General features: G+C 34.4%; 20 protein-coding genes. 1 reads left to right on the top strand and 19 read right to left on the bottom strand.

Translation table 11 applies throughout. The features are described 5' to 3' along the window. Window positions 1-255: 255 nt before the first annotated feature. The gene (locus BTM19_RS10965) at window positions 256-675 is read right to left on the bottom strand and encodes a single-stranded DNA-binding protein (RefSeq protein WP_029377976.1); all 420 of its coding nucleotides are present in this window, start codon (window positions 673-675) and stop codon (window positions 256-258) included. A gap of 190 nt (window positions 676-865) precedes the next feature. Here BTM19_RS10965 and BTM19_RS10960 point away from each other — a divergent pair, with 190 nt between their 5' ends. Continuing rightward, entirely contained in the window at window positions 866-1306 is a 441-nt protein-coding gene (locus tag BTM19_RS10960) for a YwpF-like family protein (protein ID WP_017722099.1), read from the top strand. A gap of 49 nt (window positions 1307-1355) precedes the next feature. On the opposite strand, the gene fabZ is transcribed toward BTM19_RS10960, so the two are convergent. From fabZ to BTM19_RS10870, 18 genes are all read right to left on the bottom strand, one after another. Next, entirely contained in the window at window positions 1356-1793 is a 438-nt protein-coding gene (fabZ, locus tag BTM19_RS10955; RefSeq protein ID WP_029377977.1) for a 3-hydroxyacyl-ACP dehydratase FabZ, read from the bottom strand. A 57-nt stretch (window positions 1794-1850) separates the two neighbouring features. Then, the gene (gene murA, locus BTM19_RS10950) at window positions 1851-3116 is read right to left on the bottom strand and encodes a UDP-N-acetylglucosamine 1-carboxyvinyltransferase (protein WP_029377978.1); all 1266 of its coding nucleotides are present in this window, start codon (window positions 3114-3116) and stop codon (window positions 1851-1853) included. Window positions 3117-3222: 106 nt separating this feature from the next. After that, window positions 3223-3456 (bottom strand): DUF1146 family protein, encoded by a 234-nt coding sequence (locus BTM19_RS10945; protein WP_017722096.1) that lies wholly within the window; start codon window positions 3454-3456, stop codon window positions 3223-3225. A gap of 339 nt (window positions 3457-3795) precedes the next feature. Beyond that, on the bottom strand, window positions 3796-4200 hold the full coding sequence (locus tag BTM19_RS10940) for a F0F1 ATP synthase subunit epsilon (RefSeq protein WP_017722095.1): 405 nt from the start codon (window positions 4198-4200) through the stop codon (window positions 3796-3798). A 19-nt stretch (window positions 4201-4219) separates the two neighbouring features. Continuing rightward, entirely contained in the window at window positions 4220-5632 is a 1413-nt protein-coding gene (atpD, locus tag BTM19_RS10935; RefSeq protein WP_099265858.1) for a F0F1 ATP synthase subunit beta, read from the bottom strand. A 21-nt stretch (window positions 5633-5653) separates the two neighbouring features. Then, window positions 5654-6520 carry an ATP synthase F1 subunit gamma gene (gene atpG, locus BTM19_RS10930; protein WP_017722093.1) on the bottom strand — a complete coding sequence of 289 codons (867 nt, stop codon included), beginning with the start codon at window positions 6518-6520 and terminating at the stop codon, window positions 5654-5656. A gap of 31 nt (window positions 6521-6551) precedes the next feature. After that, on the bottom strand, window positions 6552-8063 hold the full coding sequence (atpA, locus tag BTM19_RS10925) for a F0F1 ATP synthase subunit alpha (protein ID WP_029377980.1): 1512 nt from the start codon (window positions 8061-8063) through the stop codon (window positions 6552-6554). Between the two features lie 20 nt (window positions 8064-8083). Beyond that, a complete protein-coding gene (locus tag BTM19_RS10920) occupies window positions 8084-8623 on the bottom strand; it encodes a F0F1 ATP synthase subunit delta (RefSeq protein WP_058625502.1) in 540 nt (179 codons plus the stop codon). After that, a complete protein-coding gene (locus BTM19_RS10915; RefSeq protein ID WP_038678904.1) occupies window positions 8623-9150 on the bottom strand; it encodes a F0F1 ATP synthase subunit B in 528 nt (175 codons plus the stop codon). The genes BTM19_RS10920 and BTM19_RS10915 overlap by 1 nt, the downstream gene beginning before the upstream one ends. Before the next feature lie 97 nt (window positions 9151-9247). Beyond that, window positions 9248-9454, bottom strand: coding sequence for a F0F1 ATP synthase subunit C (atpE, locus tag BTM19_RS10910; protein WP_017722089.1), 207 nt, complete (start codon window positions 9452-9454; stop codon window positions 9248-9250). A 37-nt stretch (window positions 9455-9491) separates the two neighbouring features. Next, window positions 9492-10214, bottom strand: a complete 723-nt coding sequence (gene atpB / locus BTM19_RS10905; protein ID WP_029377983.1) for a F0F1 ATP synthase subunit A — start codon at window positions 10212-10214, stop codon at window positions 9492-9494. Window positions 10215-10242: 28 nt separating this feature from the next. Beyond that, window positions 10243-10593 carry an ATP synthase subunit I gene (locus BTM19_RS10900; RefSeq protein ID WP_029377984.1) on the bottom strand — a complete coding sequence of 117 codons (351 nt, stop codon included), beginning with the start codon at window positions 10591-10593 and terminating at the stop codon, window positions 10243-10245. 157 nt (window positions 10594-10750) lie between these two features. Then, a complete protein-coding gene (wecB, locus tag BTM19_RS10895; protein ID WP_038678906.1) occupies window positions 10751-11881 on the bottom strand; it encodes a non-hydrolyzing UDP-N-acetylglucosamine 2-epimerase in 1131 nt (376 codons plus the stop codon). Window positions 11882-11904: 23 nt separating this feature from the next. Then, on the bottom strand, window positions 11905-12534 hold the full coding sequence (gene upp, locus BTM19_RS10890; RefSeq protein ID WP_017722086.1) for a uracil phosphoribosyltransferase: 630 nt from the start codon (window positions 12532-12534) through the stop codon (window positions 11905-11907). A gap of 18 nt (window positions 12535-12552) precedes the next feature. After that, complete coding sequence (gene glyA, locus BTM19_RS10885) at window positions 12553-13791, bottom strand: serine hydroxymethyltransferase (RefSeq protein WP_029377986.1); 1239 nt, start codon at window positions 13789-13791, stop codon at window positions 12553-12555. Between the two features lie 23 nt (window positions 13792-13814). Further along, a complete protein-coding gene (locus BTM19_RS10880) occupies window positions 13815-14339 on the bottom strand; it encodes a TIGR01440 family protein (RefSeq protein ID WP_038678908.1) in 525 nt (174 codons plus the stop codon). A gap of 152 nt (window positions 14340-14491) precedes the next feature. Next, the gene (locus tag BTM19_RS10875; protein ID WP_099265857.1) at window positions 14492-14908 is read right to left on the bottom strand and encodes a low molecular weight protein arginine phosphatase; all 417 of its coding nucleotides are present in this window, start codon (window positions 14906-14908) and stop codon (window positions 14492-14494) included. Continuing rightward, window positions 14905-15948, bottom strand: a complete 1044-nt coding sequence (locus BTM19_RS10870; protein ID WP_038678910.1) for an L-threonylcarbamoyladenylate synthase — start codon at window positions 15946-15948, stop codon at window positions 14905-14907. The genes BTM19_RS10875 and BTM19_RS10870 overlap by 4 nt, the downstream gene beginning before the upstream one ends. Between the last annotated feature and the right edge of the window lie 29 nt (window positions 15949-15977).

Below are 15977 nucleotides of genomic sequence, written 5' to 3'. Positions count from 1 at the left end.
ACCACTGTGAAAGTTTTTTAGAATATTAAATCGTTATATGACATGTAATATAATTGTAATTTATCTGACTATTCTGGATAATAGAATCTTCTATTTTACTTTTTCATTTCTCAAAAATTATTTTTATATTTAAAAAGCTATCCCTCTTTTTCACTTACATTAAGAGGAATAGCCTGAAGAAGTATAATTGATAGTAGGATTTAATGTATATAGATTTGGGTGGGTTAATTTTGAGGTAGGTTTAAATTGGGAGTATTATACAATTTCATATATTTCATTATCTTGTAAATTTTTTTCTTTATTAGAATTACAAACTTGCTCTATAGGGAATATTTCATGAAATTCATTAACTTCATCTTTGCTTCTCGGAGACATAAATCTAATCGTTTCAATAAAAAGTTCCGATACAAAATGCATCTGCCCTTCTTTTTCATATTTTCGTGATTGCATTTGACCAGTGATACCCACAAGTGATCCTTTATTTAAATATAGTTCGATATTATTAGCTATTTTACCAACTGCCTTACAATAGAGATAATCACAAATAGTATTTTGATCCTTATCTTTATAATTTCTTGTTATCGCTACACACATTGTAGCTAATTTATTCCCCTCCTTTTCATAAATTTTAGGGTCTTTGGTTAATCTCCCTACTATGACAATGTTGTTAATCATATGTCACCTCCTTTGTAACTTTATACTAATCATTTTCAAATCGCAGGTCAAAATGCATTAATACTAGAATTTAAAAGTGAATTCACACTAAATTCTACAAAATTCACCTTTACTATTTAAAATTACGTTATAATGATTGTATAAATGAAATAATTGTAGAATTTAAATTTATTAAATGGATGTGAGAACGATGAAATCATTTAAAGCTGTTCGATTTCAAATCGTATCAGAAAGTGGCGGCGTCACTGAATACGAATTAGAAGATGGCGTTATAATCAATAAAGAAAATAGTGGCACTGGCTGGTTATTAGAAATTGTTATATCAGACTTTCATTATGAAACAATGAAAACATATATGGAAGATGAAACATTATTAGATATACGTGTGGTCATCACACGTCCTGCAAATGATCCGGCACTTTTTGATGCAACTATAAAAAACATCAGTAAACTTGAACATTCTATTTCTGTCGTTTTTGAATGTCACATTTATACTCTTAGACAAGTTTATGCAGAAAGCTTATTAGAACAGTTAATTGATGAAGGATTAACTGGTGAAGAACTAAAAAAATCATTTAATCGAATGATGCAATCGAAACCACGTCTAAAAGATGAAAAAATAGAAAAATAAAAAAGCCTCAAGGCTGGTGTATGATACACCTAATCCTTGAGGCTTTTACTTATTTATCTTGAATGGCAAATGTTAATTCACAACTACAAGCCAATTGACCATCTACTGTAGCCTTGGCATTACCTTTACCAATTGGTCCACGCATTTTAGTAATTTCAACTTCTAGTTTTAATGTGTCACCAGGAGTTACTTGTTTCTTAAATCTACATTTATCTATACCTGCAAATAGTGCTAGTTTCCCTTTATTTCCTTCACTATTTAAGATAGCTACAGCACCTGTTTGAGCCAGCGCTTCTGTTATCAATACGCCAGGCATAACGGCGTAATCAGGAAAATGACCTTGGAAAAATGGTTCATTACCAGAAACTTGTTTAATTGCGACGCAACGTTCACCCGCTTCGTATTCAACCACACGATCGATTAATAAAAAAGGTTGTCTATGTGGTATAATTTCTTTTATTTCATTGTAATCAAAAATTGTTTCCATTGTTAACTTCCTCCAAATCTTCTTCCGTTGCAATTTATAAATTATTGTAGCTAGATTTTAATTGTTTACACGTCTAATATCTGCACCTAATGCACTTAACTTACCATGTAAATCAACATAACCTCTGTCTAAATGTTTTAGTTCAGTAACTTGAGTTTTGCCATCTGCTACTAAACCAGCTAAAATCAATGCAGCTGCGGCACGTAAGTCTGTTGCTTTTACTTGTGCTCCTTGTAGCTCACTTTTACCTTCTATTTTAGCGCTTCTACCTTCAACTGTGATTTTAGCATTCATACGCTTAAATTCTCCTACGTGCATAAATCTATTTTCGAATACTGTTTCAGTAACTACTTTATGACCTTCAGCTGTAAGTAATAACGCCATCATTTGAGATTGCATGTCTGTAGGAAAACCAGGGTGTGGTAATGTTTTGATATCTACTGGTTTAAGTTTATCTTCAACAGTTACTCGAATCGCATCATCTTGATAGTCTAAATTAACACCCATTTCTTCTAATTTATATACTAAACTTGTCATATGCTCTTTGATCGCACCATTTACTAAAACGTCACCACGTGTAATTGCACCAGCAATTAGCAATGTGCCGGCTTCAATTCTATCAGGAATGATGGCATGTTCAACACCATGTAACTCATCTACACCATGTATGATAATTGTATCCGTTCCTGCACCAACAACATTTCCTCCCATTTCATTTATGTAATTAGCTAAATCAACGATTTCAGGTTCGCGAGCAACATTTTCTAATACTGTTTTACCCTCTGCTAAAGATGCTGCCATGATTATATTTTGTGTAGCGCCTACACTAGGAAAATCTAAATGAATTGTTGTTCCTTTCAAACCATTTTCAGTACTAGCATAAATAAAACCGCCATCCATGTGAATGTCTGCGCCTAATTCTTCAAAACCTTTAATATGTTGTTCGATAGGTCTTGAACCAATTGCACAACCACCTGGTAAGGCAACCTTTGCATGACCTAAACGTGCCAATAAAGGCCCCATAACAAGAATACTTGCTCTCATTTTACTAACGTATTCGTATGGTGCTTCTTCATTTAGTTGCTTTGTTGCATCTACTGTAACAGATTCTTCTTCTTTATTATAAGAAACGTCTGCATTTAATGTTGAAATAACATTATTAATTGTTTCTACATCACTTAATGCAGGCACATTCATAAGTTTACTGACACCTCTTGATGCTAATAGCGAAGCAGTTAATACTGGTAATACTGCATTTTTTGCACCTGAAACTTTGACTTCTCCAGTTAATCTACTTCCACCGTTGATTTCTATCATATCCATCTTAAATCCTCCACTTAACTACTTATATATTTCGTTTTAATATTTTTACCATTAATTACTCTTATTAATTATATCTATAATTCAAAAAAATATACAAGTATTTGAATTATTGTGCCAAATATTTTATTTGCGTTGAAAATTGTAGTAAATCCACAATAAAATTACTTACAGCAGTGCCTAACAAAATTGCTAAGAAAATCATGCAAATTTGAACTTGCATAGGAAATCCTTTTTTAAAAAACTGCTCTAATCTTACTGCATTTAGTGCCCAATAAGCAATACAAATACAAATAACATGTAAGATAAGATGTACAATCGAAAATTGTCCTAAATATTCCATAAGTCATGCTCCTCGCTTTACACTGTCCATTTATTTTACATGAAAAATGACCGAAATGATACTTTAGAACTATACTGTTTAAGGTATTCTCACTACTTATATGATATCTTTTCCCCGTTTCAAACGTATTATTCATATTCTTTCTAAAGATTGACAGCTCACAATACGCATAGTTTATAGTGTCTATCACTTAAAATAATATTATTGATTGTATAATGAATAGTATCGCCTATTTGATATTAAGATCAGTTTCACTAACAACATAAAAAACTGTCGACAAAGCCAGTGACTTTATCGACAGTTTAAGACATTTCTACTTAAGAAACTTTAACAAATAATTTATTGTAAATTAGCAACACGAATACGGTTATTCGCACGATCTAAAGCACGTTTAGCTCTATTAATATCGCTACTATCTTCTTCATTATTCAAATGAGATTCTGCTCTAGATTTCGCTAATTCTGCTCTAGCAACATCTATTTCTTTCGCAGGTTCTGCAGTTTGTACAATAATTGATAATTTATCTTGTCTTACTTCAACAAAACCTTCACTCACTGCAATATATTCTGAACCACCGTCAAAATTTATTTTGACATAGCCAATTTCAAGTGCTGCAACAGTTGGAATATGTCCATACATGACACCAATCTCACCTGCAGTAGTTTGTAATACTGCAAGATTAACATCTTCTCGGTCGTAAACAGAACCATTAGGAGTGACAATATTTAGGCTTAATGTGTTCATTATCTATACCTCCTAATTTTTAAACTTCAACACCCATATCTTTAGCTTTGGCAATTACTTCTTCCATACTACCTACAAGACGGAATGCATCTTCTGGAATATGATCATATTCGCCATCTAAAATTGCTTTGAAGCCTTCTACAGTTTTTTGAACAGGTACATATGATCCTTTTTGACCAGTAAATTGTTCAGCTACGTGGAAGTTTTGTGATAAGAAGAACTGAATACGACGTGCACGTTCAACTGTTTGTTTATCTTCTTCAGATAATTCATCCATACCTAAAATAGCAATGATATCTTGTAATTCTCTATATTTTTGTAATGTAGATTGTACATCACGTGCTATTTCATAATGATCTTGACCAACAATTGTTGGATCAAGTGCTCTTGATGTAGATGCTAACGGGTCAACTGCTGGGTAAATACCCATTTCAGTCAATTTACGCTCTAAGTTAGTTGTTGCATCTAAGTGAGCAAATACTGCAGCTGGCGCTGGGTCAGTATAGTCATCGGCTGGTACGAATACTGCTTGAATAGAAGTAACCGAACCTTTTGTAGTTGATGTGATACGTTCTTGTAATTGTCCCATTTCAGTAGCAAGTGTTGGTTGATAACCAACGGCTGAAGGCATACGGCCTAACAACGCTGATACTTCTGAACCAGCTTGTGTAAATCTGAATATGTTATCAATAAATAGTAAAACATCTTGGCCTTGTACATCACGGAAATGTTCTGCCATTGTTAAACCAGATAACGCAACACGCATACGCGCACCAGGTGGCTCATTCATTTGACCAAATACCATGGCTGTTTTCTTAATAACACCACTATCGCTCATTTCATAGTATAAGTCATTACCTTCACGTGTACGTTCACCTACACCAGCAAATACTGAAATACCACCATGTTCTTGAGCAATATTGTTAATTAATTCTTGAATTAATACCGTTTTACCTACACCGGCTCCACCAAATAAACCGATTTTACCACCTTTAATATATGGTGCAAGTAAATCAATTACTTTGATACCTGTCTCTAAAATTTCAACTTTTGTTGATAATTGGTCAAAAGCAGGTGATTTTCTATGAATCGGATCACGTTTAACGGAGCTTTCAAGTTTATCATCTAAATCAATTGTATCACCTAAAACGTTAAATACACGTCCTAGTGTAGCATCACCAACTGGCACGCTAATACTGCTACCACTATCTCGAACTTCTGTACCACGTTTAACACCATCAGTTGAATCCATTGCAATCGTACGAACTACATCGTCGCCTAATTGTAATGCGACTTCTAATGTAAGAGAAACAGTACCTTCATCTCTTTCTACATCAAGTACTAAGGCGTTGTTAATCTCTGGAACTTCATTGTGTTCAAAACGAACATCAATTACTGGACCCATAACTTGTGTTACACGGCCTAATCCCATGTTTTTTTCCTCCTTTAATAATTATTCAAGCGCTACTGAACCACCAACGATTTCAGTGATTTGTTGAGTTATCGCTGCTTGTCTTGCTCTGTTATATTGTATTGATAAGTCATCAATAATATCTGACGCATTATCAGAAGCATTTTTCATTGCAGTCATACGTGTAGCATGTTCACTTGCTTTTGCATCTAAAATTGTTCCATATATTAAACTCTCTACGTATTGAGGTAGAATAACGCTTAATATCGCTTCTTTATCTGGTTCAAACTCATATGAAGACATTTGACCATGTCCTAAACTAGAATCTTCAGGAGACAATGGAAGCACAGTTTTAGTTGAAGGCGTATTTTCTAATACACTAACGAAATGACTAAAATAAATTTTAACCTCATCAACAACTTCTTCGCTATACAAATCAATCGCTTTTTTAGCGATAGCTTGTACTTCTTTAAATGAAGGTTGATCTGGTACATCTATAAGCGATTCATGAATTTCATATCCCTTGTTTTTAAGGAAATCCACACCTGTTTGTCCTAAGACTAAGATGGAGTATTCATCCTTACTAGCATGTTTACTCTCTATATCTTTCACTAGGTGCTTGAGTACATTTGCGTTATATGCACCTGCAAGGCCTTTATCACTAGTAATCACTAAGTACCCACTTTTCTTCACTTCACGTTGTTGCAACATTGGATGATGTGAATTTTTATCAGCACCAGCTACTGCAGTAATAGCGTCTTGCATTTTTTCCATATAAGGTCTGAACTGCTTTGTATTACTTTCAGCACGACGCAATTTCGAACTTGACACCATGTTCATTGCTTTCGTAATCTGTTTCATTTTTTTGGTTGATTTTATACGTGTATCAATCTCTTTAAGAGATCCCATTATCTCACCACCTTTTATTTAACTTTAACTATTACGCTTCTGATTTACTGAAACTTTTTTTGAATTCATTAATTGCAGATTCAAACGCGTCATCTTTAGGAAGCGCACCTGAAGTTTTGATTTCATTTAATAATTCAGTCGCATTAGATTTAGCCCATAGATTTAACTCGTCTTCAAAACGTGTAATATCTTCAACAGGGATATCATCTAAATAACCTTTAGTTAAAGCATAAATAATTAAAACTTGATTTTCTACAGGTAGTGGTTTGTTTTTATCTTGTTTCAAGATTTCAACCGTACGTTTACCACGCTCTAATTTTTGTGCAGTGAACTCATCTAAATCAGAACCAAACTGAGCGAATGACTCTAATTCACGATAAGACGCTAAATCTAAACGTAATGTACCAGCAACTTTTTTCATTGCTTTAATTTGAGCTGAACCACCAACACGTGATACGGATTGTCCTGCGTTAATTGCAGGTCTAACACCAGAGAAGAATAAATCTGATTGTAAGAAGATTTGTCCATCAGTAATTGAGATTACGTTTGTTGGCACGTATGCTGCAATATCACCAGCTTGTGTTTCGATAATTGGTAAAGCAGTTATTGAGCCTCCACCTAAATCATCGTTTAATTTGGCAGCTCTCTCAAGTAATCTACTGTGTAAGTAGAATACATCACCTGGATAAGCTTCACGGCCTGGTGGTCTACGTAATAGTAATGATAATTCACGATAAGCTGCAGCTTGTTTCGTTAAGTCATCATAAACGATTAATACATCTTTACCAGCAAACATGAATTCCTCAGCCATAGCAACACCAGCATATGGCGCTATGTAAAGCATTGGAGCTGGATCTGCTGCTGAAGCAGATACGATAATTGTATAATCTAATGCGCCTTCTTGACGTAATTTTTCAACATTGGCACGAACTGTTGAATCTTTTTGTCCAATCGCTACATAGATACAGATTGTATCTTGATCAGCTTGGTTTAAGATTGTGTCGATTGCTACTGTTGTTTTACCAGTTTGGCGGTCACCGATAATCAATTCACGTTGCCCACGGCCAATTGGTACAAGCGCATCAATGGCTTTAATACCTGTTTGTAGTGGTTCGTCAACGGATTTACGATCCATAACACCAGTTGCTTTCTTTTCTACAGGGCGTGTTTTAGTAGTATTGATTGGTCCTTGCCCATCAATAGCTTGTCCTAATGGATTAACCACACGACCGATTAATTCATCACCTACAGGTACTTCCATAATACGTCCAGTACGTTTTACTTCGTCCCCTTCTTTGATATCAGCGTATGGTCCTAAAATAACGACACCTACATTTGATTCTTCTAAGTTTTGTGCTAAGCCTAGAACGCCACTTTTGAATTCTATTAGCTCACCAGCCATAACATCATTTAATCCGTGGATTAAAGCGATGCCATCACCAATTTGTAGAACTGTACCTACATCAGTAACTGCCATTTCCGACTCATAATTTTCTATTTGTGAGCGAAGTAATGCACTGATTTCTTCAGCTTTAATGGCCATCTATGTCACTCCTTCTATTTTTATTTCACTCTTGTAAATTGTTTTTCTAATTGTGCAAGGTCATTTTTCAAACTTGCGTCCATAACTTTAGTACCTACTTTTACTCTGATACCACCGATAAGTTCTGGATTAATTTTATTAGTAATCATTGTTTTAGAAAGTTTTGTACGTGCTTTTATAATTTCTTCTATACGTGATACTTCTTCTTCAGAGAGTTCATATACTGATTCGATAACAGCATAATCTTGATTATGAAGTTCGTTGTATAATGTTTCAAATTCTGTGTATATTTCATGAATATATCCAAGATGACGATTACTAGCTAATATCATCAACATATTGTGCATATACTGGTTGGCATGACCAAAAACAACATTCACAAAGCGATGACGTTGGTCAACGTCTTTTTGTGGATCTCTATCCAATTCATGTAACTTTTTTATTTCTGAATGAACTGCTGCATTGATAGTTGAAAATTCTTCATACATTGCGTCAAGGATGTCTGCATCTTTAGCAGTATCAAATAATGCCTTGGCATATTTTTTTGCTATTTTAGCCATTACTTATCGCCTGCCTCTTTAATGTACTTTTCAACTAATGCTTTTTGGTCTTGTTCTGAAATTTCTTTTTGAAGTACTTTCGATGCGATTAATACTGAAAGCTCAGAAACTTGATTGTTGATATCTGCAATTGCACGTTCTTTCTCACTATTAATTTCATTTTGTGCTGTTTCAACCATACCATTTGCTCTGATATTCGCTTCATGAATAATTTCTTCATGTTGTTTACGCGCTTGAACTTTAGAGTCTTCTAAAATCCTTTGAACCTCATCTTGCGTTTCTTTTAATGTTTGTTTATTTTGTTCTTCTAACTTTTGTGCATTAAGCTTAGCTTGTTCAGCATCGTCAATATCTTTATTAATATCGTGCTCACGTTTATCCATTACATCTTTTAATGGACCCCATGCAAATTTTTTCAATAATAGTAATAAGATACCGAAAGTTATACAGGTAACAATAATAGTTCCCCATTGAACTCCGCTTGCTCCAGCTGCACCAAGTACGAACATATTTGTCGTAGCAGTCACTTACATAGACACTCCTTTCATTCATTATCATCATAAGACATATTTATAAAAACGAACGGCGAAAGTCACAGTGACCTCGCCTGAATAGCTGTTTGAATTATAGTGACATGAAAGCGATAACTACACCGATGATAGGTAATGCCTCAACTAAACCAATACCAATAAACATAATACCCATTAATTGTCCGCGTGCTTCTGGTTGACGTGCTACACCTTCTACTGTTCTTGAAACGATAAGACCGTTACCGATACCTGCACCTAATGCTGATAAGCCGATTGCGATTGCTGCTGCGATTGTATTCATTTATAAAATCCTCCTAATTTTTTTCTTTTAATTTTATTTAATGACTGTCCTGAACTTTATGGGACATATAAACCATTGAAAGCATTACAAAAATGTATGCTTGAATTGTACCTATGAATATTGAAAAACCTTGCCAAACTACGAGTCCAGGTAATCCAATGATCCATCCCCAGGCTGGGAAACTAAATACTAAACCTGACAATAATCCAAGTAATAACTCACCTGCAAATATATTACCGTACAAACGTAAACCAAGCGTTAACGTTGAAGTAAATTCTTCAAAAATGTTAATCGGTAATAAGAAGATAGGTTTTGTATAGTTACGGAAATAGCCTTTAGTACCTGTCATCTTAACACCATAATAATGCGTCAATAGGATGACTAATGTTGATAGAGTTAAAGTTACAGTGGCATCTGCTGTCGGTGATTTCCACCACAGTGTATGACCTGAAATTAATTGAAATGGTAACCCTAGCATATTACTCACAAATATGAAAAATATTAATGTAACAGCTAAGAAATGGAACTGACCACCCTTGGACCAAGCCATGTTACTTTCAATAATTCCTCTTACAAAGTCAAAAACCCACTCGATAAAGTTTTGCTTACCAGTTGGACGTTTCTTGAGGTTGCGTGTACAAGTAATAGCTATGACAAAAACAATAACCGATGTAATAATCAACATCAAAATTGATGATAGGTTAAACACGATGTCTATACCGAATACATCCCAACTGACAAGAGGGTCTTTATGCTTCATGCTTTCTCACCTCTTTCATATATTAAATTTATTTCTTGTGTATAAATGGTTTGAAAACAATCAAAACATACGAAATCATTAAACCAATGACTACACCAATAATATTAATTTGATCCTTATAAAAATACCAGATACAACACGAAAGTATCACTATTAAATATCTCCAAACGTTGCCCGTTGATATATGTATATTGTCTTTCTCTTTTGCTTTCTCTAAATAATATTCGAAAGTAAAGGTGTTAATTAGTGATCCTAGTGTACCTATTATAAGTCCCAAAACAAATGGTGAGTATGTGAAAATAAACACAATTAATAGCACAATTATACCATAAAAATAGTATTTAATGTACCTATTAAAAAAGATGTTGAAACGTTTCATGACTGTGCCTCACTTCGTCTTTTTCGTTCAATTATGAAAACCATTTCAATCATACAATTTTAATAATAATATAGGGTAGTTAACGTGTCAATTCTATTCAAAATGTAGTTTTATTTTTTACATAATTGTCACAAAAATGACACATTAACACCTTTTATTATTTGAATGATTCTGGCTTTTCAGAAATTATATGAAAATAATATTTAATATTCTCACATATCCGTAATGATGCATTACCATCACCATAAGGATTGCGGGCACTACTCATCGTTTCATATACTTGTTGATTTTCAAGTAATTCTTTTGTAGCCTCAAATACTGATTGTTCATTTGTACCTACTATTTTAAGTGTGCCAGCTTCTACACCTTCTGGCCTTTCCGTTGTATCTCTTAAAACTAATACTGGTTTGCCTAATGATGGCGCTTCTTCTTGTACTCCTCCAGAGTCAGTCAATATCATATAAGATTGATGGGCAAAATTATGGAAATCAACCACTTCCAAAGGTTCGACTAATTCTATACGGCTATGCCCTGATAAATAAATATCAGCAATTTCTCGTACTTGAGGATTCTTATGCATAGGATAAACAACAACAACATCTTCATAAGTATCCACAATATCTCTTACCGCTTTAAAAATATGTGACATAGGTTCACCAATATTTTCACGTCTGTGCGCAGTCAATAAGATAATACGTTTATCTTTATGTTTCGAAATAATATCGGATTGATAATTTTCGTGAATTGTTGTCTTCATCGCATCAATTGCTGTATTACCAGTTACTACTATAGCATCCAGCGGTTTGTTTTCTGCAATAAGATTATTTGCAGCATTATTAGTAGGAGCAAAATTCAAATCTGCCATTACACCTACCATTTGCCGATTCATTTCTTCAGGAAATGGCGAATATTTATCCCATGTACGTAAGCCAGCTTCAACATGACCAATAGGTACTTGATTATATAAAGCGGCTAAACTTCCAGCAAAAGTCGTCATGGTATCTCCATGAACCAGTATCATATCTGGTTTTACCTCTTGAATGACGTGCTCTAACCTTTGTAAAATACGAGATGTAATTTCTGATAAAGATTGCCCTTGCTTCATAATATTCAAGTCATAATCTGGCTTGATATGAAAACTTTCCAATACTGAATCAAGCATTTCCCTATGTTGAGCAGAAACTACAACAATCGGTTCTAGTGCATCATCATTTTTCAATGCTTGTACAAGAGGCGCCATTTTTACTGCTTCAGGACGTGTCCCAAATACAGTCATTATTTTTTTCATTTTTATTCCACTCCTAGGCGAAACTATTTTGTACCGAATAAACGGTCTCCTGCATCACCTAAGCCTGGTGTAATATAAGCATGTTCATCTAATTTCTCGTCTAATGCTGCGATGAAAATGTCTACATCTTCGTGAGCTTCTTGTAATTTTTCCACACCTTCGGGCGCTGCAATTAAACACATAAAGCGAATATTTTTAGCGCCACGTTTTTTAAGCGAGTTAATTGCTTCTATAGCTGATGCTCCAGTTGCTAACATAGGGTCAACCACTACAATTTCTCTCTCTTCGATGTCTTGTGGTAATTTTACAAAGTATTCTACAGCTTCAAGTGTTTCAGGATCTCTATATAGTCCCACATGACCAATTCTAGCTGCTGGCACTAAGTTTAATATGCCTTGCGTCATACCTAAACCAGCTCTTAAAATTGGTACGAAAGCTAATTTTTTACCTGTTAAGCGTTTAGCTATCATTTTAGTGACAGGTGTTTCTATTTCAACATCTTGCAATTCTAAATCTCGTGTTACTTCGTATGCCATTAACATACCAACTTCATCTACTAACTCTCTAAATTCTTTAGTCCCAGTATGTACGTCTCGAATGTAACTTAATTTGTGTTGAATAAGTGGGTGGTCAAAAACATGTACTTTGCCCATAATTTATTTCCTCCAATTTTAGTTATATAAAGGATGTTTAGTAGTTAGAGCTTTAACTCTTTCTTTTCCTTCTTCTAACGCTTTTTCATTTTCCGGATCTTTTAAAACTAAGCTAATAATTTTTGCAACTTCTTCAAAAGCAGCTTCATCAAATCCACGTGTTGTTGCTGCTGGTGTACCTAAACGAACTCCGCTTGTCACGAATGGTTTTTCTTGATCAAATGGAATTGTATTTTTATTACATGTAATACCTATAGCATCTAATGTTTCTTCAGCAACTTTACCAGTTATGCCTACAGAACCTTTGACATCTACAGAAACAAGATGATTATCAGTACCACCTGAAACAACTCTAAATCCTTCGTCAGTCAATGTATTTGCTAAAGTTTTAGCATTGTTAACTACTTGTTGTTGATATACTTTAAAGTCATCTTGCAATGCTTCCCCAAATGCAACAGCTTTGGCAGCGATAACGTGTTCTAAAGGACCGCCTTGAATCCCTGGGAAGATTGTTTTATCAATTTGCTTTTTATATTCTTCTTTACATAAAATCATCCCACCACGAGGTCCGCGTAATGTTTTATGAGTTGTAGTCGTAACAAAGTCAGCATATTCTACAGGATTTGGGTGTAAGCCAACTGCTACTAAACCTGCAATATGAGCCATATCTACCATTAATTTTGCGCCTACTTCGTCTGCTATTTCTTTAAAGCGTTTAAAATCAATTGTTCTTGAATATGCAGAAGCACCTGCAACGATTAATTTAGGTTGATGTTCTTTGGCTACTTTCAATACTTCATCATAGTCAATTTGTTCATTTTCTTCGTCTACGCCATATTCAACAAAGTTATAAAATTGACCACTAAAGTTAACAGGCGCGCCATGTGTTAAGTGTCCACCATGACTTAAATTCATACCTAATACAGTATCACCGTGTTCTAATGCTACGAGATAAACAGCCATATTTGCTTGAGAACCTGAGTGTGGCTGTACATTAACATGCTCGGCACCAAACAATTTTTTGGCACGATCAATTGCTAAAGCTTCTGAAACATCCACAAATTCACAACCACCATAGTATCTTCTGTTTGGGTAGCCTTCAGCATATTTATTAGTTAATACTGAACCTTGCGCTTCCATAACTGCTTCTGATACGAAGTTTTCTGAAGCAATCAGCTCGATATTGTTGTTTTGACGGTTAAATTCATTTTGAATCACTTCATATATTTCCTTATCTTGCTCTTGAATAAATGACATTTGGTAATTCCCTCGTTTCTGTATTAGTTGTATTTTGCTCTTTCGCCACCAATTTTTTTTGGTCTTGAAGAAGCGATTGTAACAATTGCTTCACCAATTTGCTTGACACTTGTACGCTCTGGAATAGCAACATGTTTAATATGCATTCCAATTAAAGTTTGGCCAATATCAATACCTTTAGGTACAGAAATATGCTCAACAACCATTGGATCAACCATATGTTGATACGCATAAGTTGCTAAGCTTCCACCAGCATGAACATCTGGCACAACTGTAACTTCTTCCATTATAAGGGGATCAAAATTTGATTTCTCAATGGTCACTGCACGATTAATATGTTCACAACCTTGAAATACAAACGAAACGCCTGTTTCGTTTTCAATTTCTTTTAATGCTTCAAATATTTCTTGAGCAATTTCCATTGATCCAACACTACCGATGCGTTCACCAATTACTTCAGATGTAGAACAACCGATAATGCATAATTCATCAACTTTAAAAAATGATTGTGCTTTTAATTCGTTTAATAGTAACTTTAAGTCTTCCATTCTTCCACCCCTTTTAATTAAGTTGAATAAAAGTATGTAACTACCAATGTGCTTTAACAACATACAAAATTGACTGACAACAAATTTGCTACACGTTATCATTATAACGTATTTAGGAACGCTCTCATACTCATTTCACAAATTTAATTTTTTTATATTTTATTTTTTAAACTATCTACCAGCACATTTAATTCATTATATATTTTAATGTAGTCTTCTTTGTTACCACCAAATGGGTCTGAGACTTCGCCACGTAGCCCAGCATATTCATTCAATGTATAGACGTGTGCTGTATTATGACCCATTTGTTGAATGGCTAACTTATGTGACCAGCTCATGGTCAAAATCAAATCTGCACTTAAATCTTTATGTGTAAACGACATCGCATGTTCTGGTATTGGCAATCCTTCTTCTTCTATTATATTTAATGAATGTTTAGAGATAGGTTGACCATCCATAGCATAAATACCTCTTGATACGATAGTATGGTTAGGTAATTTTGCTTTTGCTATACTTTCTGCTAAAGGACTTCTACATGTATTACCTGTACACACAAAAACGATCTTCATAATTCGTCTCCTTTTATAACAGTTTGGTTAGCTGCTTTCATCATTCTATTCATAATCGCAGTAGTATTATCATTCAACGGGAATCCAAAGATATAGGCATGCGCTATTTCACAATCTTCATCTAATCGATGTAATATATGATAAAGGTTATGATTGGCACCTTTAATATCATTTTCATCTTTACATAGTGGTATAAATTTTGCTTGATTTGGAACTATTTCACGATGACTCTGCGGGACGATAAAAGCAACCTTGCTCCAATTCTTACCTGATGAAGGTTTCTTATGAAAATTTTCTAATATTTTTATAGGCGTGTCAGGTGAATAATGTTTATATTTCATACCTGGAGCAATTGGCTTGTCTGTGTTCAATGATACCTCTGTCTCAATGCACTCAGGTAATACTTTTTCAATCATTGATTTTGTAATCGATCCTGGCCTAGCGATTCTAAAAGGAAATTGTGTACAGTCTAATACTGTGCTTTCTAGTCCCTCTTCACTTTGATCACCATTAACAATCCCATCTATACGACCATCTAAATCATGGTACACATGATCAAAGGTCGTTGGTGAAGGCCGGCCACTTAAATTTGCACTAGGTGCAGCAATAGGAATATCAATTAATTGAAGTAATTCTCTGCCGATAGGATGACTTGGCATTCGCACAGCTATTGAATTTAGACCACCGCTTACACGATCACATAAGTATCCTTTTTTTAATGGTAATATGAAGGATATGGGTCCTGGCCAAAATGTATTCATTAATAGTTCAACTTCTTGTGTTAAGTCATTAGTAAATGACTTCAACTGATTAAGTTCATGTATATGAACAATTAATGGATTATCAGAAGGTCTACCCTTAGCTTCATAAATTTTTTTTATCGCTTCATTATTACGTGCATCTCCACCTAATCCATAAACTGTTTCAGTTGGAATAGCGATTAATCCACCTTTTTCAAAAATTGATTTTATTTCTTCAATCCCATCATAAGTAGTCAGATTGCGCTCATAGTGGCGTAAATCCCATATATGCGTTTTCATCTAGGCACATCCTTTCATCTTGTTATTCA

This window comes from Staphylococcus xylosus, assembly GCF_002732165.1.
GTDB classification, from domain to species: Bacteria; Bacillota; Bacilli; order Staphylococcales; family Staphylococcaceae; genus Staphylococcus; species Staphylococcus xylosus.
Note: the sequence above shows the minus strand (reverse complement) of the source record. Positions and strands in the feature narration are given on the sequence as shown.